The following is an 18,142-nucleotide window of genomic DNA, read 5'->3' as shown; positions in this document are numbered from 1 at the left end:
GCGTTGAAGCAGCGGGGCGACGTGCGCTAGCGCCGAGGCAGGGCTTCCCGCTGGAACACGAGGTTCGCGGCCTTCAGGTCGCTGTCGAGCAGCTCGTCGTACGTCCGGTCGCCGGTCAGGACGCGCAGCAGGAAGGCCGTCACGAACGCGCGTCCGAGCTTGTTCGACCCTCGCTCGGAGCTGCCGTCCAGCATGAGCTCGCTCCAGTGCCGGCCCTCGGTGAAGCCGAGGTGCGAGGCCTTGGGCAGCAGCCGCAGTTGCACGGGGCCGCCCCACGCGGACGCGATCGCCTCGGCGTGGCCGACCGGGGGTGCGATGCGGTCCTCGCCCGCCGCGAGGTGCAGCCCGGGCGCACGGACCTCGCGGGCCGCGTCCAGTGCCGACGGACGCGTCTCCGTTGCGGCCAAAGTCACAACGGCCCGGACTCGGTCCGCTGAGGACGCGGCCAGCACGGCCGCGCCGCCGCCCATCGAGTGTCCGGCCAGCGCGAGCCGGGCCGGGTCGACGCTGATCTCCCCGGTGCCGAGCCGCACGCCGGTGCAGATGTCCAAAGTGGTCAGCAGGTTCGCCGCCAGCACCCGTGACGACAACAGCGGGCCGCGCTCCACGGCCGGTGCCGCGGCGACCAAGCCCCACGAGGCCAGGTGCCGCAAAAGGCCGTGGTAGCGCCGTACGGGCTGCATCCAGCCGTGTCCGAACGCGACGGCCGGCAGACCGAGGCCGGACTGCGGTGTGAAGATCGCGCCCGGCAGGCCGACGAGCGCGAGGTCACCGCGCAGCACGGGGTGCGGGCCGGGCCTGCTGAGCTGCTCGAGGGCCTGTTTCGCGGTCAGCGTGATCACGCGGCGAGCCATGTGGTGAACCGTAGTCGATCCTGTCGTCCGCACCACATTCAAGATTGGTCTACACCACACGTGCGTTTGACCAGCGCAAACAGAGCAGTCTCACTCATTAGGGTTAGCGTCGTGGTCTAGCTAGTCTGTTTCCCGTGTGCGGAATCGTGGGATACGTGGGTCACCAGTCGGCGCTCGACGTCGTGCTGGACGGGCTGAGGCGCCTCGAATACCGGGGTTACGACTCAGCGGGCGTCGCGGTCGTGACAGGCGACGACCTCGCCGTCGAACGCAAGGCCGGACGGCTGCAGAACCTGGAGACGAGGCTCGACGAGGTGGGCCGCGACAACTTCGCGGGCACCGTCGGCATGGGCCACACACGATGGGCGACGCACGGCGCGCCGATCGACCGGAACTCGCACCCGCACCGCGACACGACCAACCGTGTCGCCGTGGTGCACAACGGCATCATCGAGAACTTCCTCGCGCTGCGCGCCGAACTCGAAGGCCTCGGCGTCGAGATGGCGTCCGACACCGACACCGAGACGGTCGCGCACCTCGTGGCGTTCGCCTACGCCGAGGGCGACACGAAGGGCGACCTGCCCGCCAGCGTGCGCAAGATCGCCCGCCGGCTCGAGGGCGCGTTCACGCTCGTGATCACGCACGCCGACGAGCCGGACCAGGTCGTCGCCGCGCGCCGCAACTCCCCGCTGGTCGTCGGCGTGGGCGAGAACGAGTACTTCGTCGCGAGCGACGTGGCCGCGTTCATCGCGCACACCAAGGAAGCCGTCGAGCTGGGTCAGGACCAGATGGTCGTGCTGACCCGCGACGGGTACGAGGTCACCGACTTCGACGGCGAGATCGCCGAGGCCAAGCCGTTCACGGTGAACTGGGACCTCAGCGCCGCCGAGAAGGGCGGCCACGAGTACTTCATGCTCAAGGAGATCGAGGAGCAGCCGGAGGCGCTGGCGAACACGCTGCGCGGCCACTTCGCGAACGGCCGGATCGTCCTCGACGAGCAGCGCCTCTCCGACCAGGACCTGCGCGACGTCGACAAGGTCTTCGTCATCGCCTGCGGCAGCGCGTACCACTCCGGTCTCGTCGCGAAATACGCGATCGAGCACTGGACCCGCCTGCCCGTCGAGGTCGAGCTGGCCTCCGAGTTCCGCTACCGCGACCCGGTGCTCGACCGCGACACGCTCGTCGTCGCCGTCTCGCAGTCCGGCGAGACCGCGGACACGCTGGAGGCCGTGCGCCACGCACGTGCGCAGAAGGCCCGCGTCCTGGCCGTCTGCAACACCAACGGCGCGCAGATCCCGCGCGAGTCCGACGCCGTGCTCTACACGCACGCCGGTCCGGAGATCGGTGTCGCGTCGACGAAGGCGTTCCTCGCCCAGATCGCCGCGAACTACCTGGTCGGCCTGGCCCTGGCGCAGGCCCGCGGCACCAAGTACCCGGACGAGGTCGCCCGCGAGTTCCACGAGCTGGAGGCCATGCCCGAGGCCGTGCGGCGCGTGCTCGGCACCGCCGAGCAGGTCCGTGCGCTCGGCCGTGAGCTCGCCGACTCGAAGGCGGTGCTGTTCCTCGGCCGCCACGTCGGCTACCCGGTGGCCCTGGAAGGCGCGCTCAAGCTCAAGGAGCTCGCCTACATGCACGCCGAGGGCTTCGCGGCCGGCGAGCTCAAGCACGGCCCGATCGCGCTGATCGAGGAGAACCTCCCGGTCGTCGTGGTCATGCCGTCGCCGAAGGGCCGTGCCGTCCTGCACTCGAAGCTGGTGTCGAACATCAGCGAGATCCAGGCCCGCGGTGCCCGCACGATCGTGATCGCGGAGGAGGGCGACGAGACCGTGCGCCCGTTCGCCGACCACCTGATCGAGATCCCGGCCGTCCCGACGCTGCTGCAGCCGCTCATCTCGACGGTGCCGCTGCAGATCCTCGCGGCCGAGATCGCGTCCGCCCGCGGCTACGACGTGGACAAGCCTCGCAACCTGGCGAAGTCCGTTACCGTCGAGTGAGTGAGAGGCGTCTGGCACACCGAACGCGTCAAGTCCGCTGAAGAGGAGCTCATGGCGGTCGTCCCGCCGGGCTCGTTGATGCGCAAGGCCGCGTTCGGTGTGGCCACCCACGCCCTCAGGCTCCTGCGGGGCCGCCGCCGTGTGACGTTGCTCGTGGGTGCGGGCAACAACGGCGGCGACGCCCTGTGGGCCGGATACTTCCTGCGCCGCCGCGGGGTCGCGGTGTCCGCGGTCCTGCTCGACCCGGCCAAGGCCCACGCCGAGGGCCTGGCGGCGTTCCGTCGCGCCGGTGGCCGGATCGTCTCCGAGGTCGGCGCCCCTGATCTCGTGATCGACGGCATCGTCGGCCTGTCCGCGCGCGGCCCGTTGCGCCCGGCCGCCGCCGCTCTGGTCGAGGGCGTGAAGGTCCCGATCCTCGCGGTGGACCTGCCGTCCGGCATCGACCCGGACACCGGCGAGATCTCCGGCCCGCACGTGAAAGCGCACACCACCGTCACGTTCGGCTGTCTGAAGCCGGTGCACGCGCTGGCCGACTGCGGTGACGTCCACCTGGTCGACATCGGTCTGCGACCGGTGGATCCCGACTTCGTGCTGCTCGACCGCGAGGACATCGCCTGGCCGGTGCCGGGCCCGTCCGACGACAAGTACACCCAGGGCGTCACGGGCGTGGCGGCCGGCAGTGCCACCTACCCCGGCGCCGCGGTGCTCTCCACCGGCGCCGCCGTGCTCGCGACCTCGGGCATGGTCCGCTACGCCGGTCCGGCCGCCGACGCCATCCGCGCCCGCTGGCCCGAGACGATCTGCACCGGTTCGATCACCGACGCCGGCCGCGTCCAGGCCTGGGTCGTCGGCCCCGGCATGGGCACCGGCAGCTCGTCCGCGGAGGTCCTGCGGTTCGTGCTGGACGCCGGTGTGCCGGTGATCGCCGACGCGGACGCCATCACGCTGCTCGCCTCGACCCCGCAGCTCTGGGACGCCCGCGACCCCGACGCCGCCCTGGTGCTGACCCCGCACGACCGCGAGTTCGAACGCCTGGCGGGCCCGGTCGGCGCGGACCGCGTCGCGGCGGCCAGGAAGGCCGCGCGGAGGTTCAACGCCGTGGTGCTGCTCAAGGGCCACCGGACCGTCGTGGCGGCGCCGGACGGACGGGCGCTGGTCAACTCGGCGACGTCGTCCTGGCCGGCGACGGCCGGATCGGGCGACGTCCTGTCCGGCATCATCGGCGCGCTGCTGGCCGGGGGCGTCGACCCGTTCCTGGCGGCGGGGTACGCGGCGTACGCGCACGTGCTGGCCGCCGAACTGGGAGCGGACGGGGCGCCGTCGCCCGCCTCGGGGCTGATGAACGCGATCCCGGACGCGATCCGGACGATCTTGTCGGTGCCGTCTGGGAGAATTGAGTCAGGGGACCCCCTGGAGGGGACCCCTGCGTGAGCGCTCGCTCACACCTGATGAGCTGCGGGCTCATGGCACGATGAAAAGGTTATGGCCCGTTCAGAAGTTGTCGTCGACCTAGGCGCGCTGCGGCACAACGTCGCCCTGCTCGCCGGTCTGGCCCCTGCCTCCGAGACGATGGCCGTCGTCAAGGCGGACGGCTACGGCCACGGCGCGGTGCAGGTCGCCCGCGCCGCCCTCGAAGCGGGCGCCACCTGGCTCGGTTCCTGTTCGACGCAGGAAGCCCTCGCGCTGCGGACGGCGGGCATCCAGGCCCCGGTGCTGGCGTGGCTCGACACCCCGGACGAGGACCTGGCGGCCGGTCTCGCGGCCGATGTGGACATGTCCGTGGCATCGCTGTCCGCCCTGCGCCGCGTCGAGCAGGCCGCGCTGGAGGCCGACGCACGGCCGCGGCTCCACCTGAAGATCGACACCGGGCTGAGCCGCAACGGCTGCCAGCCCCACGACTGGCCGGAGCTCGTCGAGGCCGCGAAGAAGCACGAGGTCGTGGCCATCTGGTCGCACCTCGCGTCCGCGGACGAGATCGGCGACCCGTCCATCGACCTGCAGGCCAAGCGGTTCGACGACGCCTACGAGGTCGCGAAAGCCGCCGGTCTCGACCCGAAACGGCACATCGCCAACTCGGCGGCCCTGCTGACCAGGCCCGATCTGCACTTCGACATGGTCAGGCCCGGCATCGCCGTCTACGGGCTGAACCCGGTGCCGACCGATCACGACCTCAGGCCGGTCATGAGCTACCGGTCGCACGTGGCTCTCACGAAACGCATCCCCGCGGGGGAGTCCGTCTCCTACGGGATGACATGGACAGCGCGGACGGACACGACGCTGGCACTGGTGCCGGCGGGGTATGCGGACGGTGTCCCGAGGGCGCTCTCCGGCCGGATGGAGGTGCTCCTGGAGGGGAGGCGCCGCCCGGTGGTCGGTCGTGTCTGCATGGACCAGATCGTCGTGGACTGCGGGGACGACGAGATCGCGGAGGGTGCCGAGGTCGTCCTGTTCGGCGACGGCAGCCGGGGGGAGCCGACGGCGACGGAGTGGGCGGAGCTGACCGGGACGATCGACTACGAGATCGTCTGCGGGATGTACCGGCCGCGGGTGCGGAGGATCTACACGTGAAGCCGGTGTGGAAGGTCGTCGGGTGGGTCGGTGGCGCGGTCGGTGCCGTCGTCGCCGGTGCGGCCGTGGCGCAGACCGCGAAGGTCTCGCACGAGCGCAAGAACGCGACGGACAGCCTCGCCGACGAGCCGTTGGGGCAGCTGAGGCCCGATCGCGAGTCGACGGTGGCCGCCGAGGACGGCGTGCCGATCTCCGTCGAGGAGGTCGACCCGGCGGACGGCGGCGAGCCGGACATCACCGTGGTGCTGGTGCACGGGTTCGCGCTGGACCGCCGCTGCTTCCACTTCCAGCGCCGCGACCTCGCCGAGCTGATCGATCCCCACGTCCACCAGGTGCTCTACGACCAGCGCGGCCACGGCCGTTCCGGGAAGTCCTCCGCCGAGCACAGCACGATCGACCAGCTCGCGCTCGACCTCGACTCGGTGATCCGCGCGGTCGTGCCGGAGGGCCCGCTGGTGCTCGTCGGCCACTCCATGGGCGGCATGACGATCATGGCGCTGGCCGAGAAGCACCCCGAGCTCTTCGAGGACCGGGTGCGCGGCGTCGCGCTGATCGGCACGGCGGCCGGCGCCGTGGGCGGCGCGGGACTGCCGAAGTCCGTGCTGTCGCGGTACAACCCGGTGACGCTCGGCGTCGGCCGGCTCGCGGGCATCCAGCCGGGGCTGGTCGAGTGGGTCCGCAAGGGCACGAAGACCCTGACGTGGAGCGGCATCCGCGCGCTGGCGTTCGGCGACCGCAGGGTCGCACCGTCCCTCGTGGACCTGATGGAGCAGATGATCAACGGGACGACGGTGAAGGTCCTCACCGAGTTCCTGGAGACCCTCGGCACGCACGACCGCTACAAGGCGCTGGCCGGACTGCGGCACTGCGAGGTGCTGATCCTGAGCGGGGACGCGGACAAGCTCACGCCGTTCTCGCACGCCGAGCGGATGGCCGAGGAGATGCCGCACGCCACCCTCGTGCGGGCCCCCGGTGCCGGGCACATGGTGATGATGGAGCAGGCTGATCTCGTCAACGACCACCTGGTCGCGCTCGTCGAACGCTGCGCGACCGATCGCGGAGAGAGTCGGAAGAAGTGGTGGCGCCGAGCGTGAAAACCGTCGAACTGCCCCTGGTGGAGGACACCGAGGAGTTCGGCCGCAAGCTGGGTGAACTGGTGCGGGCGGGCGACCTGCTGCTGCTCGCCGGGCCGTTGGGAGCCGGCAAGACGGCGCTGGTGCGCGGGCTCGCGCGCGGCCTCGGCGTGCAGGGCCGCGTGTCCTCGCCTACGTTCGTCGTCGCCCGCGTGCACGAGCCCGCCGAGGACGGCAGGGGCGTGCGGCTGGTGCACGTCGACGCGTACCGGCTCGGGGGTCACCTCGACGAGCTGGACGATCTCGACCTGGACACCGAACTCGTCGACGCCGTGGTCGCCGTCGAGTGGGGCGAGGGCGTCGCGGAACGCCTGAGCGAAGATCATCTGCTGATCCGCCTCGAACGCGGAATCGACGACGTTCGCACAGCTCAGCTGATCCCGCAGGGCGACTGGAGCTCGCGTCCCCTGCCGGTGTGAGGTTCGCGACGCGCGGGGGCGAAGTCCATTGAGGACAGAGCGTGCCCTGCCGATGATCCCGGCATGATCTTCAAGACGCTCCTCTCGACCGCAGTCGTCGGTGGCGCCCTGCTGGCTGCCGCTGCTCCCGCTTCCGCCGGCGAGCACGACCGCTCCGACGGCATCGGCGTTGCCGACAACCTCTGCGCCGCGCCGTGGCTGTGGAACGGCCCGTTGTCGCTGCTGTACGAGGGCCACACCCCGGGCTACGCCGCGTGCAACGACGATCACGCCGCCCGCGGCGACGGCATCAGCGTGCTGAACAACGCGTGCGCCGCGCCGTGGCAGTGGAACGGCCCGCTGGAGATCTTCACGGTCGATCATTCGTCCTCCGTCGCCTGCGACGGCAACACGTCCGGCCGCTAGTCGCCGGAACGTCGTGGGGATGGCCGAACGAGCCCGTCGGCCATCCGCTCGGCAGTCGCTGACGGATGCTTGAGCAGGACGGCTTCGGCTCGCGATCACTCGGTCCAGCGACATGGACCAGCCCTGATGCGAGCGCCTTGAGGACGCGTCGCAAGTGCAGGTCCGGACAGGTACTACTCTGGACAACCGTGCTAGTGCTCGCCGTCGACACGGCCACCCCCGCAGTCACCGCCGGTGTGGTCGAACTCGCGCCCGACTCCCCGCCGCGCCTGCTCGCGAAGCGGGTGACGCTCAACGCCAAGGCGCACGGCGAGTTGCTCACCCCGCACATCACTGACGCGCTCGCGGAAGCCGGCAGGACGTTCGCCGACCTCGACGCGATCGTCGTCGGCGCGGGACCCGGGCCGTTCACCGGCCTGCGGGTCGGTCTCGCCACCGCCGCCGCGCTCGGCCAGGCGCTCAACCGCCCGGTCTACCCGGTCGCCACGACCGACGCCATCGCCAAGGACGCCGCCAGCGGCCACCCGCTGCTCGTCGCGACCGACGCGCGGCGCAAGGAGGTCTACTGGGCCGCCTACGACGCCGCCGGTCGCCGCACGGACGGCCCGCACGTCGAGCGCCCGCAGGACCTGGCCGAGAAGCTGCCGGCCCTGGGCGTGCACCAGGCCACGGGTGAGGGCGCCGAGATCTACGCCGACGTCCTCGGCTTGGAGCTCCTCCAAGCGAAGCACCCGAGCCCCGAGGGCCTGGTCGCCGCCGCGGCCGCCGAGGTGCTCGCGAAGGCCCGCCCGGCCGCGCTCACCCCGCTCTACCTGCGCCGTCCCGACGCCGTCGAGCCCACCGGGCGCAAGAGGGTGACCAGGGCATGACCACCGGCACCGTCACGCTCGCGCCGCTGCGGCACGCCGACGTGCCCAGGTGCCACGAGATCGAGCTGGCGCTGTTCCCCGGCGACGACCCGTGGAGCGAGAACGCGTTCCGCACCGAGCTCGACAACGGCAACTACTACATCGGCGCGTACGCCGACGACGAGCTGATCGGGTACGCCGGGCTCGCCGCCGGCGAGTACGAGGCCAGCGTGCACACGATCGCCGTCGTCGGGCACTGGCAGGGCAGGGGCGTCGGCAAGATGCTGCTGAGGGACCTGCTGGCCCGCGTCGACGAGATCAACGTGCCGGTCTACCTCGAGGTCCGCACGGACAACGAGCCCGCGATCGCCCTGTACCTGGCGCACGGCTTCGAACGCCTGGGCCTGCGCCGCCGCTACTACCAGCCGTCGGGTGCCGACGCGTACACGATGGGAAGGCCTGCTCACAGTGTCTGATCGCCTGATCCTCGGCATCGAGAGCTCGTGCGACGAGACGGGCTTCGGGATCGTCCGCCTCGGTCCGGACGGCTCGCTCGAACTGCTCGCCGACGAGGTCGCCTCCAGCGTCGAGGAGCACGCCCGCTTCGGCGGCGTCGTGCCAGAGGTCGCCTCCCGCGCCCACCTCGAAGCGCTGGTCCCGACCATGCGCCGCGCGCTCGACACCGCGAAGGTCGAGCTCTCCCAGATCCACTCCATCGCCGTCACCGCCGGGCCGGGCCTGGCCGGCGCGCTGCTGGTCGGCGTGTCCGCCGCGAAGGCGTACGCGGCCGCGCTCGGCAAGCCGCTCTACGGCGTGAACCACCTCGCCGGTCACGTGGCCGCGGACACGCTGCAGCACGGCCCGTTGCCGCAGCGCTGCCTCGCGCTGCTGGTCTCCGGCGGCCACTCGCAGCTGCTGCTGATCGAGGGCGGCCTGGCGAACTCGATCACCGAGATCGGGTCCACCGTGGACGACGCGGCCGGTGAGGCGTACGACAAGGTCGCGCGGCTGCTCGACCTGCCCTACCCCGGCGGCCCGCCCATCGACAAGCTCGCCAAGCAGGGCAACGGCTGCGCGATCGCGTTCCCGCGCGGCCTCACCGGCCCGCGCGACGCGAAGTACGACTTCTCGTTCTCCGGCCTGAAGACCTCGGTCGCCCGCTGGGTCGAACGCGCCGAGCGCGCCGGCGAGGAGATCCCGCTGGCCGACGTCGCCGCGTCGTTCCAGGAGGCCGTCGCGGACGTGCTGACCGCCAAGGCGATCCGCGCCGCGAAGGACCTGGACGTCGGCACTCTGGTCATCTCCGGCGGCGTCGCGGCGAACTCACGCCTGAGCGGGCTCGCCGCCGAGCGCTGTGCGGAGGCGGGCATCGAGCTGCGCGTGCCGAGGCCGCGGCTGTGCACCGACAACGGCGCGATGATCGCCGCGCTCGGTGCCCACCTGGTCGCGGCTGGTGCCAAGCCGTCCCCGATGGACCTCTCGACGACGCCCGGTCTGCCCGTCGGCACGGTGCAGATACTCTGACGCCATTCCTGGGCGGACCTGAATCTTGGAGTAAGCGGTGAGCGCTGAACCCATGCGCACGATCACGTACCTGTTCCCGATCTACAACGAGGGCGGGAACATCGATCTGCTGCACAAGACGGTGTCCGAGGTCGTCAAGCCACTCGAGGACCGGTACCGGGTCAACTTCATCTACGTCAACGACGGCAGCCGCGACAACTCGCTGGACCTGCTCAACGCAGTCGCCGACGCGGACGACCGGGTCACGGTCATCGACCTGGCGCGCAACTTCGGTCACCAGCTCGCCGTGACCGCGGGGCTCGACCTCGCGGACGCCGACGCCGTGATCATCATGGACAGCGACATGCAGGACCCGCCCGCGGTCAGCCTCGAGCTGATCGAGAAGTGGGAGCAGGGCTACGACGTCGTCTACGCCCAGCGCCGCTCGCGCCAAGACACGGCGTTCAAGAAGGCCACCGCGCGGGCGTTCTACTGGTTCCTGCGCAAGGTCGCGGACATCGACATCCCGGAGAACACCGGCGACTTCCGCCTCATCGACCGCAAGGTCGTCGACGAGCTGCGCAAGTTCCGCGAGCACAACCGGTTCCTGCGGGGGCTGGTGAGCTTCATCGGGTTCAAGCAGACCGCCGTGCAGTTCGACCGCGACAAGCGCCACGCGGGCGTCACCGGCTACCCGCTGCGCAAGATGATGCGGTTCGCCGCGGACGGCATCGTCGGCTTCTCCGCCGCGCCGTTGAAGCTGATCTCGAAGGTCGGCTACTTCATCTCGTTCCTCGCGTTCGCGGGCATTTGCTACGTCGTCGGCGTGAAGCTGTTCCTGCCGGACACCGCCGTTCCCGGTTGGGCGTTCATCACGAGCGCGGTGTTCTTCCTCGGCGGCATCCAACTGATCATGCTCGGCGTGCTCGGCAGTTACGTCGGCCGCATCTACACCGAGGTGCAGGCCCGCCCGCTCTACAGCGTGGCGTCCGTGCGCACGGGGACGACGGTGCCGAACGACGCCAGGGTCCTCGCGCCGTGAAGAGGCTGCTGAGCGCCCAGCAACTGCGCTTTGGCCTGGTCGGCATCGGCAACACCCTCGTCGACCTCGTCGGCTACACGGTGCTGTTCGCGCTCGGCACGCCCCTGGTGATCGCGAACCTCATCTCGACCACGATGGGCATGGCGCTCAGCTTCACGCTCAACCGCAGCTTCACGTTCCGTGCGGCGGGCGGTGGCGCTGTCCGCCAGATCGTGCTGTTCGTGCTGGTCACGGGCATCGGTCTGTGGGCGATCCAGCCGCTGGTGATCCTGCTGACCCGCGACCTGTTCGCCGGTCTGCCCGAGGCGCTCGCCATCGCGGCACCCAAGCTCGCGGGGATCTGCGTAGCACTCGTCTGGAACTACGTGCTGTACAGCCGGCTCGTGTTCCGCCCCTTGGAAGAGCCTGCAAAGGAACCCGTTCATGACTGACACCGCGATCCGCGAGCCGGAGGTCGTCGCCGAGGCGGCCAGACCCGCTCCCCGGTGGAGGACCGCGCTGACGGGCGACTTCGCGAAGGTCTTCCTGCTGGTCTTCGCCTGGCAGGTCTTCATGACCGTGCTCGGGCGCGTGCTGGAACCGCTGCTGCCCATCTTCGAGGGCACGCCGGTCTCGTCGCGCACGGTCGACACGCTGCTGTCGCACACGCACCGCTGGGACGGGGAGAACTTCACCGGCATCGCCGAGGGCACGGCGTACCAGAACATCCCGACCTCGCAGGCGTTCTACCCGGTCTTCCCGCTGTTCGTGTGGCTCGTGAAGATGCTGTTCCTCGGCAAGATCGGCACGCTGGTCGCCGGCATCATCGTCAACACCGTCGCCACCTGGCTCGGCGCGGTGGCGCTGCTCAAGATCGCCAGGACGTTCCTGACCGGCGAGCGCGCGCCGTGGCTCGTGGTGATGGCCATGCTGACGTGGCCGTCGGCGTACTTCCTGCACGCGTTCTACAGCGAGGCCGTGTTCATCGCTCTCGGTTTCTGGGCGTACCTCTTCGCGCTGCGCCGCCAGTGGGTCTTCATGGGCCTGTGCCTGATGCCGCTGACCGGCGTGCGGATCACCGCCGTGCTGTTCGTCGGCCTGTGCTTCCTGGAGTTCTGGCGCAGCAAGGAGTGGAAGTTCCGCGGCCTGCTGTCGTGGCACCTGCTGTGGTTCCCCGCGAGCGCGGTGGGCTTCCTCGGCTTCGCGCTGTACCTGAAGATCCTGGTCGGCGACCCGCTGGGCATGACGTCGGCGTACGAGAAGGCGCCGGCCTGGTCCTACCACCAGTTCACCCCGAACATCCTCGGGACGCTCTGGAACGAGTTCCAGATCTCGATCAACAACCTGACCATCCCGGCCGAGCTCACCACCTGGAACCTCGCGAACCACGTGGTCCCGATGGCCGGCATGGTGCTGCTGATCGCCGGCTCGATCTACCTGCTGGCCGTCCGCCGCAACGAGCTGGTGCCGGTGGGCCTGTTCGGGCTCGCGTCGATGGTCATGCTCACGCTGAACGGCAACCTGGTGTCCGTGCACCGCTACCTGCTGCCGTGCTTCGGCATCTACCTGGCACTGGTGCTGCTCGGGCAGCGCGTCTCCGCGTTGAAGCCCGCGGTGTACGTGGTCATGTACACGGGCCTGGTCACCCAGACCCTGATGTACGCGATGTTCGTGTCGGGCAACTGGTCCGGCTGAGTCACAGCTCGTGGAGGCCCGGCCTCCGGTCTTCCACGGCGAACGACGCCTTCGTGGAGACCGGAGAGCCGGGCCTCGTCACGTAGTCGAGGCCGCGGAAGTCCGTGCGCAGCTCATCGGGCGTGAACCTGGTGAGCGTGTAACCGCGGCGGTTGTTGAAGTACTTCACGTGCGGGTTCTCGCGCAGCCACAGCGGTGTCTCGGCGTACTCCTCCGAGCCGTCGCCACCGGCCGTGATCGACGTCGTGACCAGCTCGGTGGCGAGCGTCTCCGACGACGGGTCGTTCCAGCGCTCCTTGACCTCCGCGCCCCACGCCGCGTGCACGTCCCCGGTCAGCACGATCGGGTTCCGGACGTCCGCGAACCCGGCCACGACCCGGTCCCGGCCGGCCACGTAGCCGTCCCACGCGTCCAGCAGGAACTTGTCGACCTCGCCGGGGATGTAGTCGTACTGCGAGAAGAACACCTGCTGCCCGAGGACGTCCCAGCGCGCCCGCGAGCCGCGCAAGCCGTCGAACAGCCAGTCCTCCTGCGCGGCGCCGAGCATCGTGCGGGACGGTTCCAGCCGTTCGGGGCAGAGCTGCAGTCCGTCCCCGCAGGCCTGGTCGGTCCGGTACCGGCGGGTGTCGAGCATGTGGAACGTCGCGAGCGCACCCCAGCCGATCCGCCGGTACAGCCTTGATGACCTGCGCAAAGGCATGTTCTCGTAGTACGCCTGGATGGCTGCGGCCCTGCGCGCGGGGAAGTCCGGCTGCGGCTTGTCCGGCAGCGGTCCCGCCCAGTTGTTGTCGATCTCGTGGTCGTCCCAGATCACCGACCAGGGCGCCACCGCGTGCGCTTCCTGCAGGTCGGGGTCGGTCTTGTACTGCGCCTGCCGCCGCCGGTAGCCCGCGAGCGTCGTCGTGGTCGGGCCCTCGACCTGCCGGACGTTGCCGCTCGGGGCGACGTGGATGCCGCTCTCGTACTCGTAGGTGTAGTCGCCGAGGTGCAGCACCAGGTCGGGTTCGTCCTCCGCGAGCCGGCGATACGCCGTGAAGTAGCCGTGCTCGTACTGCGCACACGACGCGAAGGCCATCGTGAGCGGTACCTGCAACGAGCCCGGAGGGGGCGCCGTGCGCGTGCGGCCCATCCGCGAGAGGTGGTTGAGGGCCTTGAAGCGGTAGAAGTACTCGCGGCCGGGCGCCAGCCCGGCGAGTTCCACGTGGACGCTGTGCGCCTCTTCTGGTCGAGCCGCGGTGGAGCCGTGCTGCACGATCCGGGTGAATCGTTCGTCCTCGGCGACCTGCCACGCCACGTCGACCGGACGGGCCGGCATGCCTCCCAGACCGTCGTCCGCGAGCGGATCGACGGCCAGCCGCGTCCACAGGACCACCCCGTCGGGTGAGGGGTCGCCCGAGGCCACACCCAGTGTGAAAGGGTCACTCGGCCGGGCCGATGCGGTGACCGAGAACGCTGTGACTCCGGCCACGCCTGCGAGCAGCAGCGTTCGGCGCGTCAACGAGGACATGCCCTGAATACGGCTACCGGATGGTGAACGGTTCGGGGGGCTCGTTGAAGCCTTGGCACTCTCATGGGTAGAGTGCCAATTGCACGGCACCAGCACCGCCCCGACCCCCGCGACGGCGGGGTGGCAGGAGCCGTTAAATCGAACCTGCCAACGACCCGTGGAGGTCATCCCGGTGAGCGTGAACATCAAGCCGCTTGAGGACAAGATCGTCGTCCAGGCCTCCGAGGCTGAGACGACGACCGCCTCCGGCCTCGTGATCCCGGACACCGCGAAGGAGAAGCCCCAGGAGGGCAAGGTCCTCGCGGTGGGCCCCGGCCGCATCGACGACAAGGGCAACCGCGTCCCGGTGGACGTCGCTGTCGGCGACGTCGTCATCTACTCGAAGTACGGCGGCACCGAGGTCAAGTACAACGGCGAGGAGTACTTGATCCTCTCCGCCCGCGACGTGCTGGCCGTCGTCAACTAAGACGCTCGGCTGTCATGCCTGACGCCCCGGCGCCCCATCCGGGGTAGCCGGGGCGTTTCGCTACCAGAGAGGCTTTGAGTTAAATGCCCAAGCAGATCAGCTTCGACGAGGACGCTCGTCGGGCTCTCGAGCGCGGCGTGAACAAGCTCGCGGACACGGTCAAGGTCACCCTTGGCCCGCGCGGGCGCCACGTCGTCCTCGACAAGAAGTTCGGTGGCCCGACGGTCACCAACGACGGTGTCACCATCGCTCGCGAGATCGAGCTGGACGACCCGTTCGAGAACCTCGGTGCCCAGCTCGCCAAGTCGGTCGCCACCAAGACCAACGACGTCGCGGGTGACGGCACCACCACCGCCACCGTGCTGGCGCAGGCGCTGGTCAAGGAAGGCCTGCGCAACATCGCCGCGGGTGCGAACCCGACCGCGCTCGGCCGTGGCATCCAGGCCGCCTCCGACGCCGTCGTGGACGCGCTCAAGGCCAAGGCCACCCCGGTCAAGGGCCGCGAGAACATCGCGCAGGTCGGCACGGTCTCGTCGCGTGACGAGTCCATCGGCGCCCTGCTCGGCGAGGCCATCGAGCGCGTCGGCGAGGACGGTGTCATCACCGTCGAGGAGTCGTCCACGCTCGCGACCGAGCTGGTCATCACCGAGGGTGTGCAGTTCGACAAGGGCTACGTGTCGACGCACTTCTCGACCGACCTCGAGGCGCAGGAGGCCGTCTACGAAGACGTCCGCATCCTGCTGCACCGCGAGAAGATCTCGGCCCTGGCCGACGTCCTCCCGATCCTCGAGAAGGTCGCGGAGTCCGGCAAGCCGCTCCTGATCATCGCCGAGGACGTCGAGGGCGAGGCCCTGTCCACGCTGGTGGTCAACGCCGTCCGCAAGACCCTGAAGGTCGTCGCCGTGAAGGCGCCGTTCTTCGGTGACCGCCGCAAGGCGTTCCTCGACGACCTCGCGGTCGTCACCGGCGGCGAGGTGATCTCCTCGGAGATCGGCCTGAAGCTGTCCGAGACCACGCTCGACCAGCTGGGTTCCGCCCGCCGCGTCGTCGTGACCAAGGACGACACCACGATCGTCGACGGTGGCGGCACCAAGGCCGACATCGCCGGCCGCGCGGAGCAGCTGCGCCGCGAGATCGAGGCCACGGACTCCGACTGGGACCGCGAGAAGCTCCAGGAGCGCCTCGCGAAGCTCTCCGGCGGCATCGCCGTGATCAAGGTCGGCGCCGCCACCGAGACCGAGCTCAAGGAGCGCAAGCACCGCATCGAGGACGCGGTCGCCGCTACCAAGGCCGCGGTCGAGGAGGGCATCGTCCCCGGCGGTGGCTCCGCTCTCGTGCACGGCGCCAAGGTGCTCGACGGCGGCCTCGGCCTGTCCGGTGACGAGGCCACGGGTGTCGCGCTCGTCGCGAAGGCCCTGTCCGCGCCGCTGTTCTGGATCGCCGCGAACGCCGGCCTCGAAGGCGCCGTCGTGGTGAACAAGGTCCGCGAGGGCGAGTGGGGCTTCGGCATCAACGCCGCCTCGCTGGAGTTCGGTGACCTGCTCGAGCAGGGCATCATCGACCCGGTCAAGGTCACGCGTTCCGCCGTGGCGAACGCCGCCTCCATCGCGCGCATGGTGCTCACGACCGAGAGCGCCATCGTCGAGAAGAAGGCCGACGAGCCCGCTTCCGCCGGTGGCCACGGCCACGGGCACGGGCACGGCCACTGAGTTCTTCGTCCCGCCTCCGGCGGGACGGCGAGCAGTGAGCGAAGAGGGTGGCACCTTTCCGGGTGCCACCCTCTTCGCCTTCAAAAGAGTCGCGAGTTCGCGTCGGTCGTCCGGTCACCTCTTCGGGTCAACCGCCGAAGGCGATTCGGGCCGAAGCGGTGGCCGGACGGCCGACTTCCCGGCGAACTCGCCGCCGCGCCGGAGGCGCGGCCATCAAACAACAGCCAGTTGTCGCTTTCGTGCCTTGATGATGTGGTCGCGCTCCGATTCCGAGAGCCCGCCCCAGATTCCGTACGGTTCCTGCACTGCCAGCGCGTGTTTGCGGCACATCTCCAGCACCGGGCAGGCGAGGCAGACAGCCTTCGCGCGAGCTTCCCGGCGTGATCTCGCCGGGCCCCGTTCACCGTCGGGGTGGAAGAAGAACGCGCTGTCCATGCCCCGGCACGAACCGCGCATCTGCCAGTCCCACACATCTGCGTTGGGACCGGGGAGCCTTCGGGTGTCCGCCATCGAGACCGCCTCCGTGACGACTGCTCCATTCGGCTTAACGATGATCCACCGTAGAACCGCGTCAAAACTTGTTCAAGAGGCTGAAGACCCTTATCAACTGATGGGTGACGGCACGCGTGTTCGATCACTCACCGCCCGGAGTTGCCGCCCGGATGAGGTGAACGGAACATGGCTCTCGTGATGACACCGCCGGAGCAGACCTCTGCCGGGAGTCACACGAGTGAGCCCCTTCTCTCAGTGGCCGCGGTGGCCAGGCGACTCGGCGTGGCTCCCGCCACCCTTCGCACCTGGGACCGTCGCTACGGACTCGGTCCGACCGGCCACACCGTGGGCCGGCACCGGAAATACGGGCCACCCGATGTGGCTCGTCTCGAATTGATGCAACGCGCTCTTCTTCGTGGCGCGTCGTCCGCCGAAGCGGCCCGTTTCGCGCTCGACTCGAAATCGTCGATGACACACGGAGTGGTTCCCGTCGCACCATCGGGTGGACGTGGACTGAAAATGCCCGGAGCGTCCCGATTGGCGCGTGGACTGGGCCGCGCCGCGGTCGCGATGGACTCGATCGCGGTGCAGAGCATGCTCGCCGACTCGCTGGCGTCCGACGGGGTGGTCGCCACCTGGAACGAGGTGGTGCGCCCCGTGCTGACGGCCGTCGCCGCGCGCTGGCAGCTCTCCGGGGCCGGCGTCGAGGTCGAGCACCTGTTGAACGAGTGCGTGCTCGCTGCGTTCGTGCGCGCCACACCGCTCGTCACGGTCGGACGCAACCATCGGCCCGTGCTGCTGGCGTGCATGCCGGAGGAGAGGCACAACCTTCCTCTCTACCCGCTGGCCGCGGAACTGGCGCAGCGCGGCATCGTCGTCCGGCAGCTGGGCGCGGCGTTGCCGATGGACGCGTTGGCCGCCGCCGTGCGCCGCACCGCACCCTCCGCGGTGGTGCTCTGGGCGCAGTTGCCGCGCTACGCCGATCCGGGGGTGATCTCCGCGCTGCCGCGGACCAGGCAGCAGGTGCGGGTGTTCGTGGGAGGGCCGGGCTGGCGGCGGGGTGTGGTGACGTCGCCGGCGGAGCGCGTGGAGGACCTGGCCGCCGCGGTGGACGCGGTCGAGGCCGCCGTCACCTGACGTCTGACCGCCCTCTGTCCACCGTCTGTTTGACGCTGCACTTCTGCCGCTGTCGTGGTAGGCGCCCCGCCTGACGTGTGATCGCCCGGTCCGGCCGCGCAGGCGTCACGGCGGCCCGTGGTCGCGGCCACTGCCACTCGCTGTCCGTGCCGTTTCCCGCGCCGGCGGATCAGCACTTCGGTGCCCGCACCGGAGTCTCGGCGCACCGGCATCTCGCACCTCGTGTCCTGCGCCCGGCCCTGCATCCGCCTGGACCTCGCGCCGTGCGCCCCACTTGGCCCGGGCACTCCCCGAACTCCGCGCTCCCTGTGCCCCATGGGACCTCCGCACCCCGAGCACTCCCCGAACTCCGCGCACCCCGCACACCGCCGAGGCGCCTGCCGCCGAAGCC

General features: G+C 70.2%; 18 protein-coding genes and 1 pseudogene. 16 read left to right on the top strand and 3 right to left on the bottom strand.

What is annotated here, in order from left to right; genetic code table 11:
- Nucleotides 1–26: 26 nt before the first annotated feature.
- A complete protein-coding gene (locus AB0M48_RS19945; protein ID WP_363843805.1) occupies nt 27–854 on the bottom strand; it encodes a dienelactone hydrolase family protein in 828 nt (275 codons plus the stop codon).
- A gap of 134 nt (nt 855–988) precedes the next feature.
- On the opposite strand from AB0M48_RS19945, the gene glmS reads away from it, so the two are divergent.
- The 12 genes from glmS to AB0M48_RS19885 all read left to right on the top strand — a co-directional run bounded on the left by glmS (nt 989) and on the right by AB0M48_RS19885 (nt 12,440).
- Complete coding sequence (gene glmS, locus AB0M48_RS19940) at nt 989–2,848, top strand: glutamine--fructose-6-phosphate transaminase (isomerizing) (RefSeq protein WP_363843802.1); 1,860 nt, start codon at nt 989–991, stop codon at nt 2,846–2,848.
- Complete coding sequence (locus tag AB0M48_RS19935; RefSeq protein ID WP_363843799.1) at nt 2,849–4,279, top strand: NAD(P)H-hydrate dehydratase; 1,431 nt, start codon at nt 2,849–2,851, stop codon at nt 4,277–4,279.
- A 51-nt stretch (nt 4,280–4,330) separates the two neighbouring features.
- Nucleotides 4,331–5,416 (top strand): alanine racemase, encoded by a 1,086-nt coding sequence (gene alr / locus AB0M48_RS19930; RefSeq protein WP_363843796.1) that lies wholly within the window; start codon nt 4,331–4,333, stop codon nt 5,414–5,416.
- Nucleotides 5,413–6,510, top strand: a complete 1,098-nt coding sequence (locus tag AB0M48_RS19925) for an alpha/beta hydrolase (protein ID WP_363843793.1) — start codon at nt 5,413–5,415, stop codon at nt 6,508–6,510. The genes alr and AB0M48_RS19925 overlap by 4 nt, the downstream gene beginning before the upstream one ends.
- The gene (gene tsaE, locus AB0M48_RS19920; protein WP_363843790.1) at nt 6,507–6,968 is read left to right on the top strand and encodes a tRNA (adenosine(37)-N6)-threonylcarbamoyltransferase complex ATPase subunit type 1 TsaE; all 462 of its coding nucleotides are present in this window, start codon (nt 6,507–6,509) and stop codon (nt 6,966–6,968) included. The genes AB0M48_RS19925 and tsaE overlap by 4 nt, the downstream gene beginning before the upstream one ends.
- 63 nt (nt 6,969–7,031) lie before the next feature.
- Complete coding sequence (locus AB0M48_RS19915) at nt 7,032–7,373, top strand: hypothetical protein (RefSeq protein ID WP_363843787.1); 342 nt, start codon at nt 7,032–7,034, stop codon at nt 7,371–7,373.
- A 188-nt stretch (nt 7,374–7,561) separates the two neighbouring features.
- Nucleotides 7,562–8,242, top strand: coding sequence for a tRNA (adenosine(37)-N6)-threonylcarbamoyltransferase complex dimerization subunit type 1 TsaB (tsaB, locus tag AB0M48_RS19910; RefSeq protein ID WP_319985999.1), 681 nt, complete (start codon nt 7,562–7,564; stop codon nt 8,240–8,242).
- Nucleotides 8,239–8,697 (top strand): ribosomal protein S18-alanine N-acetyltransferase, encoded by a 459-nt coding sequence (gene rimI, locus AB0M48_RS19905; protein ID WP_319985998.1) that lies wholly within the window; start codon nt 8,239–8,241, stop codon nt 8,695–8,697. Before tsaB ends, rimI begins: the two co-directional genes overlap by 4 nt.
- Nucleotides 8,690–9,745, top strand: a complete 1,056-nt coding sequence (gene tsaD, locus AB0M48_RS19900; protein WP_030478357.1) for a tRNA (adenosine(37)-N6)-threonylcarbamoyltransferase complex transferase subunit TsaD — start codon at nt 8,690–8,692, stop codon at nt 9,743–9,745. Before rimI ends, tsaD begins: the two co-directional genes overlap by 8 nt.
- Nucleotides 9,746–9,782: 37 nt before the next feature.
- Nucleotides 9,783–10,766, top strand: coding sequence for a glycosyltransferase family 2 protein (locus tag AB0M48_RS19895; protein ID WP_363843781.1), 984 nt, complete (start codon nt 9,783–9,785; stop codon nt 10,764–10,766).
- Nucleotides 10,763–11,197, top strand: coding sequence for a GtrA family protein (locus AB0M48_RS19890; protein ID WP_363843777.1), 435 nt, complete (start codon nt 10,763–10,765; stop codon nt 11,195–11,197). Before AB0M48_RS19895 ends, AB0M48_RS19890 begins: the two co-directional genes overlap by 4 nt.
- On the top strand, nt 11,190–12,440 hold the full coding sequence (locus tag AB0M48_RS19885; RefSeq protein WP_363843774.1) for a hypothetical protein: 1,251 nt from the start codon (nt 11,190–11,192) through the stop codon (nt 12,438–12,440). Before AB0M48_RS19890 ends, AB0M48_RS19885 begins: the two co-directional genes overlap by 8 nt.
- Before the next feature lies 1 nt (nt 12,441).
- On the opposite strand, the gene AB0M48_RS19880 is transcribed toward AB0M48_RS19885, so the two are convergent.
- Complete coding sequence (locus tag AB0M48_RS19880; protein WP_363843771.1) at nt 12,442–13,947, bottom strand: alkaline phosphatase D family protein; 1,506 nt, start codon at nt 13,945–13,947, stop codon at nt 12,442–12,444.
- Between the two features lie 172 nt (nt 13,948–14,119).
- Here AB0M48_RS19880 and groES point away from each other — a divergent pair, with 172 nt between their 5' ends.
- Nucleotides 14,120–14,413 carry a co-chaperone GroES gene (gene groES, locus AB0M48_RS19875; RefSeq protein ID WP_053737364.1) on the top strand — a complete coding sequence of 98 codons (294 nt, stop codon included), beginning with the start codon at nt 14,120–14,122 and terminating at the stop codon, nt 14,411–14,413.
- A gap of 83 nt (nt 14,414–14,496) precedes the next feature.
- A complete protein-coding gene (gene groL, locus AB0M48_RS19870) occupies nt 14,497–16,122 on the top strand; it encodes a chaperonin GroEL (RefSeq protein ID WP_319985993.1) in 1,626 nt (541 codons plus the stop codon).
- A gap of 213 nt (nt 16,123–16,335) precedes the next feature.
- Here groL and AB0M48_RS19865 read toward each other — a convergent pair whose 3' ends face one another.
- Nucleotides 16,336–16,632, bottom strand: coding sequence for a WhiB family transcriptional regulator (locus AB0M48_RS19865; RefSeq protein ID WP_363843766.1), 297 nt, complete (start codon nt 16,630–16,632; stop codon nt 16,336–16,338).
- 168 nt (nt 16,633–16,800) lie between these two features.
- Between AB0M48_RS19865 and AB0M48_RS19860 the strand changes: the two are divergent.
- Together AB0M48_RS19860 and AB0M48_RS19855 are read left to right on the top strand one after the other, a co-directional pair.
- Nucleotides 16,801–17,046, top strand: a pseudogene (locus AB0M48_RS19860) (MerR family transcriptional regulator); the annotation flags it as partial.
- A gap of 87 nt (nt 17,047–17,133) precedes the next feature.
- A complete protein-coding gene (locus tag AB0M48_RS19855; protein WP_363844011.1) occupies nt 17,134–17,751 on the top strand; it encodes a hypothetical protein in 618 nt (205 codons plus the stop codon).
- Nucleotides 17,752–18,142: the final 391 nt, after the last annotated feature.

This window comes from Lentzea sp. NPDC051208 (assembly GCF_040682435.1).
GTDB classification, from domain to species: Bacteria; Actinomycetota; Actinomycetes; order Mycobacteriales; family Pseudonocardiaceae; genus Lentzea; species Lentzea kristufekii.
This window is presented reverse-complemented; position numbering and strand designations above follow the sequence as displayed.

What these genes read in the sequence shown, in the direction of transcription:
- AB0M48_RS19880 (WP_363843771.1), bottom strand. Translation starts at nt 13,947, where the DNA reads ATGTCCTCGTTGACGCGCCGAACGCTGCTGCTCGCAGGCGTGGCCGGA.
- groL (WP_319985993.1), top strand. Translation starts at nt 14,497, where the DNA reads ATGCCCAAGCAGATCAGCTTCGACGAGGACGCTCGTCGGGCTCTCGAG.
- AB0M48_RS19855 (WP_363844011.1), top strand. Translation starts at nt 17,134, where the DNA reads ATGCCCGGAGCGTCCCGATTGGCGCGTGGACTGGGCCGCGCCGCGGTC.
- AB0M48_RS19885 (WP_363843774.1), top strand. Translation starts at nt 11,190, where the DNA reads ATGACTGACACCGCGATCCGCGAGCCGGAGGTCGTCGCCGAGGCGGCC.
- AB0M48_RS19865 (WP_363843766.1), bottom strand. Translation starts at nt 16,632, where the DNA reads ATGGCGGACACCCGAAGGCTCCCCGGTCCCAACGCAGATGTGTGGGAC.
- alr (WP_363843796.1), top strand. Translation starts at nt 4,331, where the DNA reads ATGGCCCGTTCAGAAGTTGTCGTCGACCTAGGCGCGCTGCGGCACAAC.
- rimI (WP_319985998.1), top strand. Translation starts at nt 8,239, where the DNA reads ATGACCACCGGCACCGTCACGCTCGCGCCGCTGCGGCACGCCGACGTG.
- AB0M48_RS19945 (WP_363843805.1), bottom strand. Translation starts at nt 854, where the DNA reads ATGGCTCGCCGCGTGATCACGCTGACCGCGAAACAGGCCCTCGAGCAG.
- AB0M48_RS19915 (WP_363843787.1), top strand. Translation starts at nt 7,032, where the DNA reads ATGATCTTCAAGACGCTCCTCTCGACCGCAGTCGTCGGTGGCGCCCTG.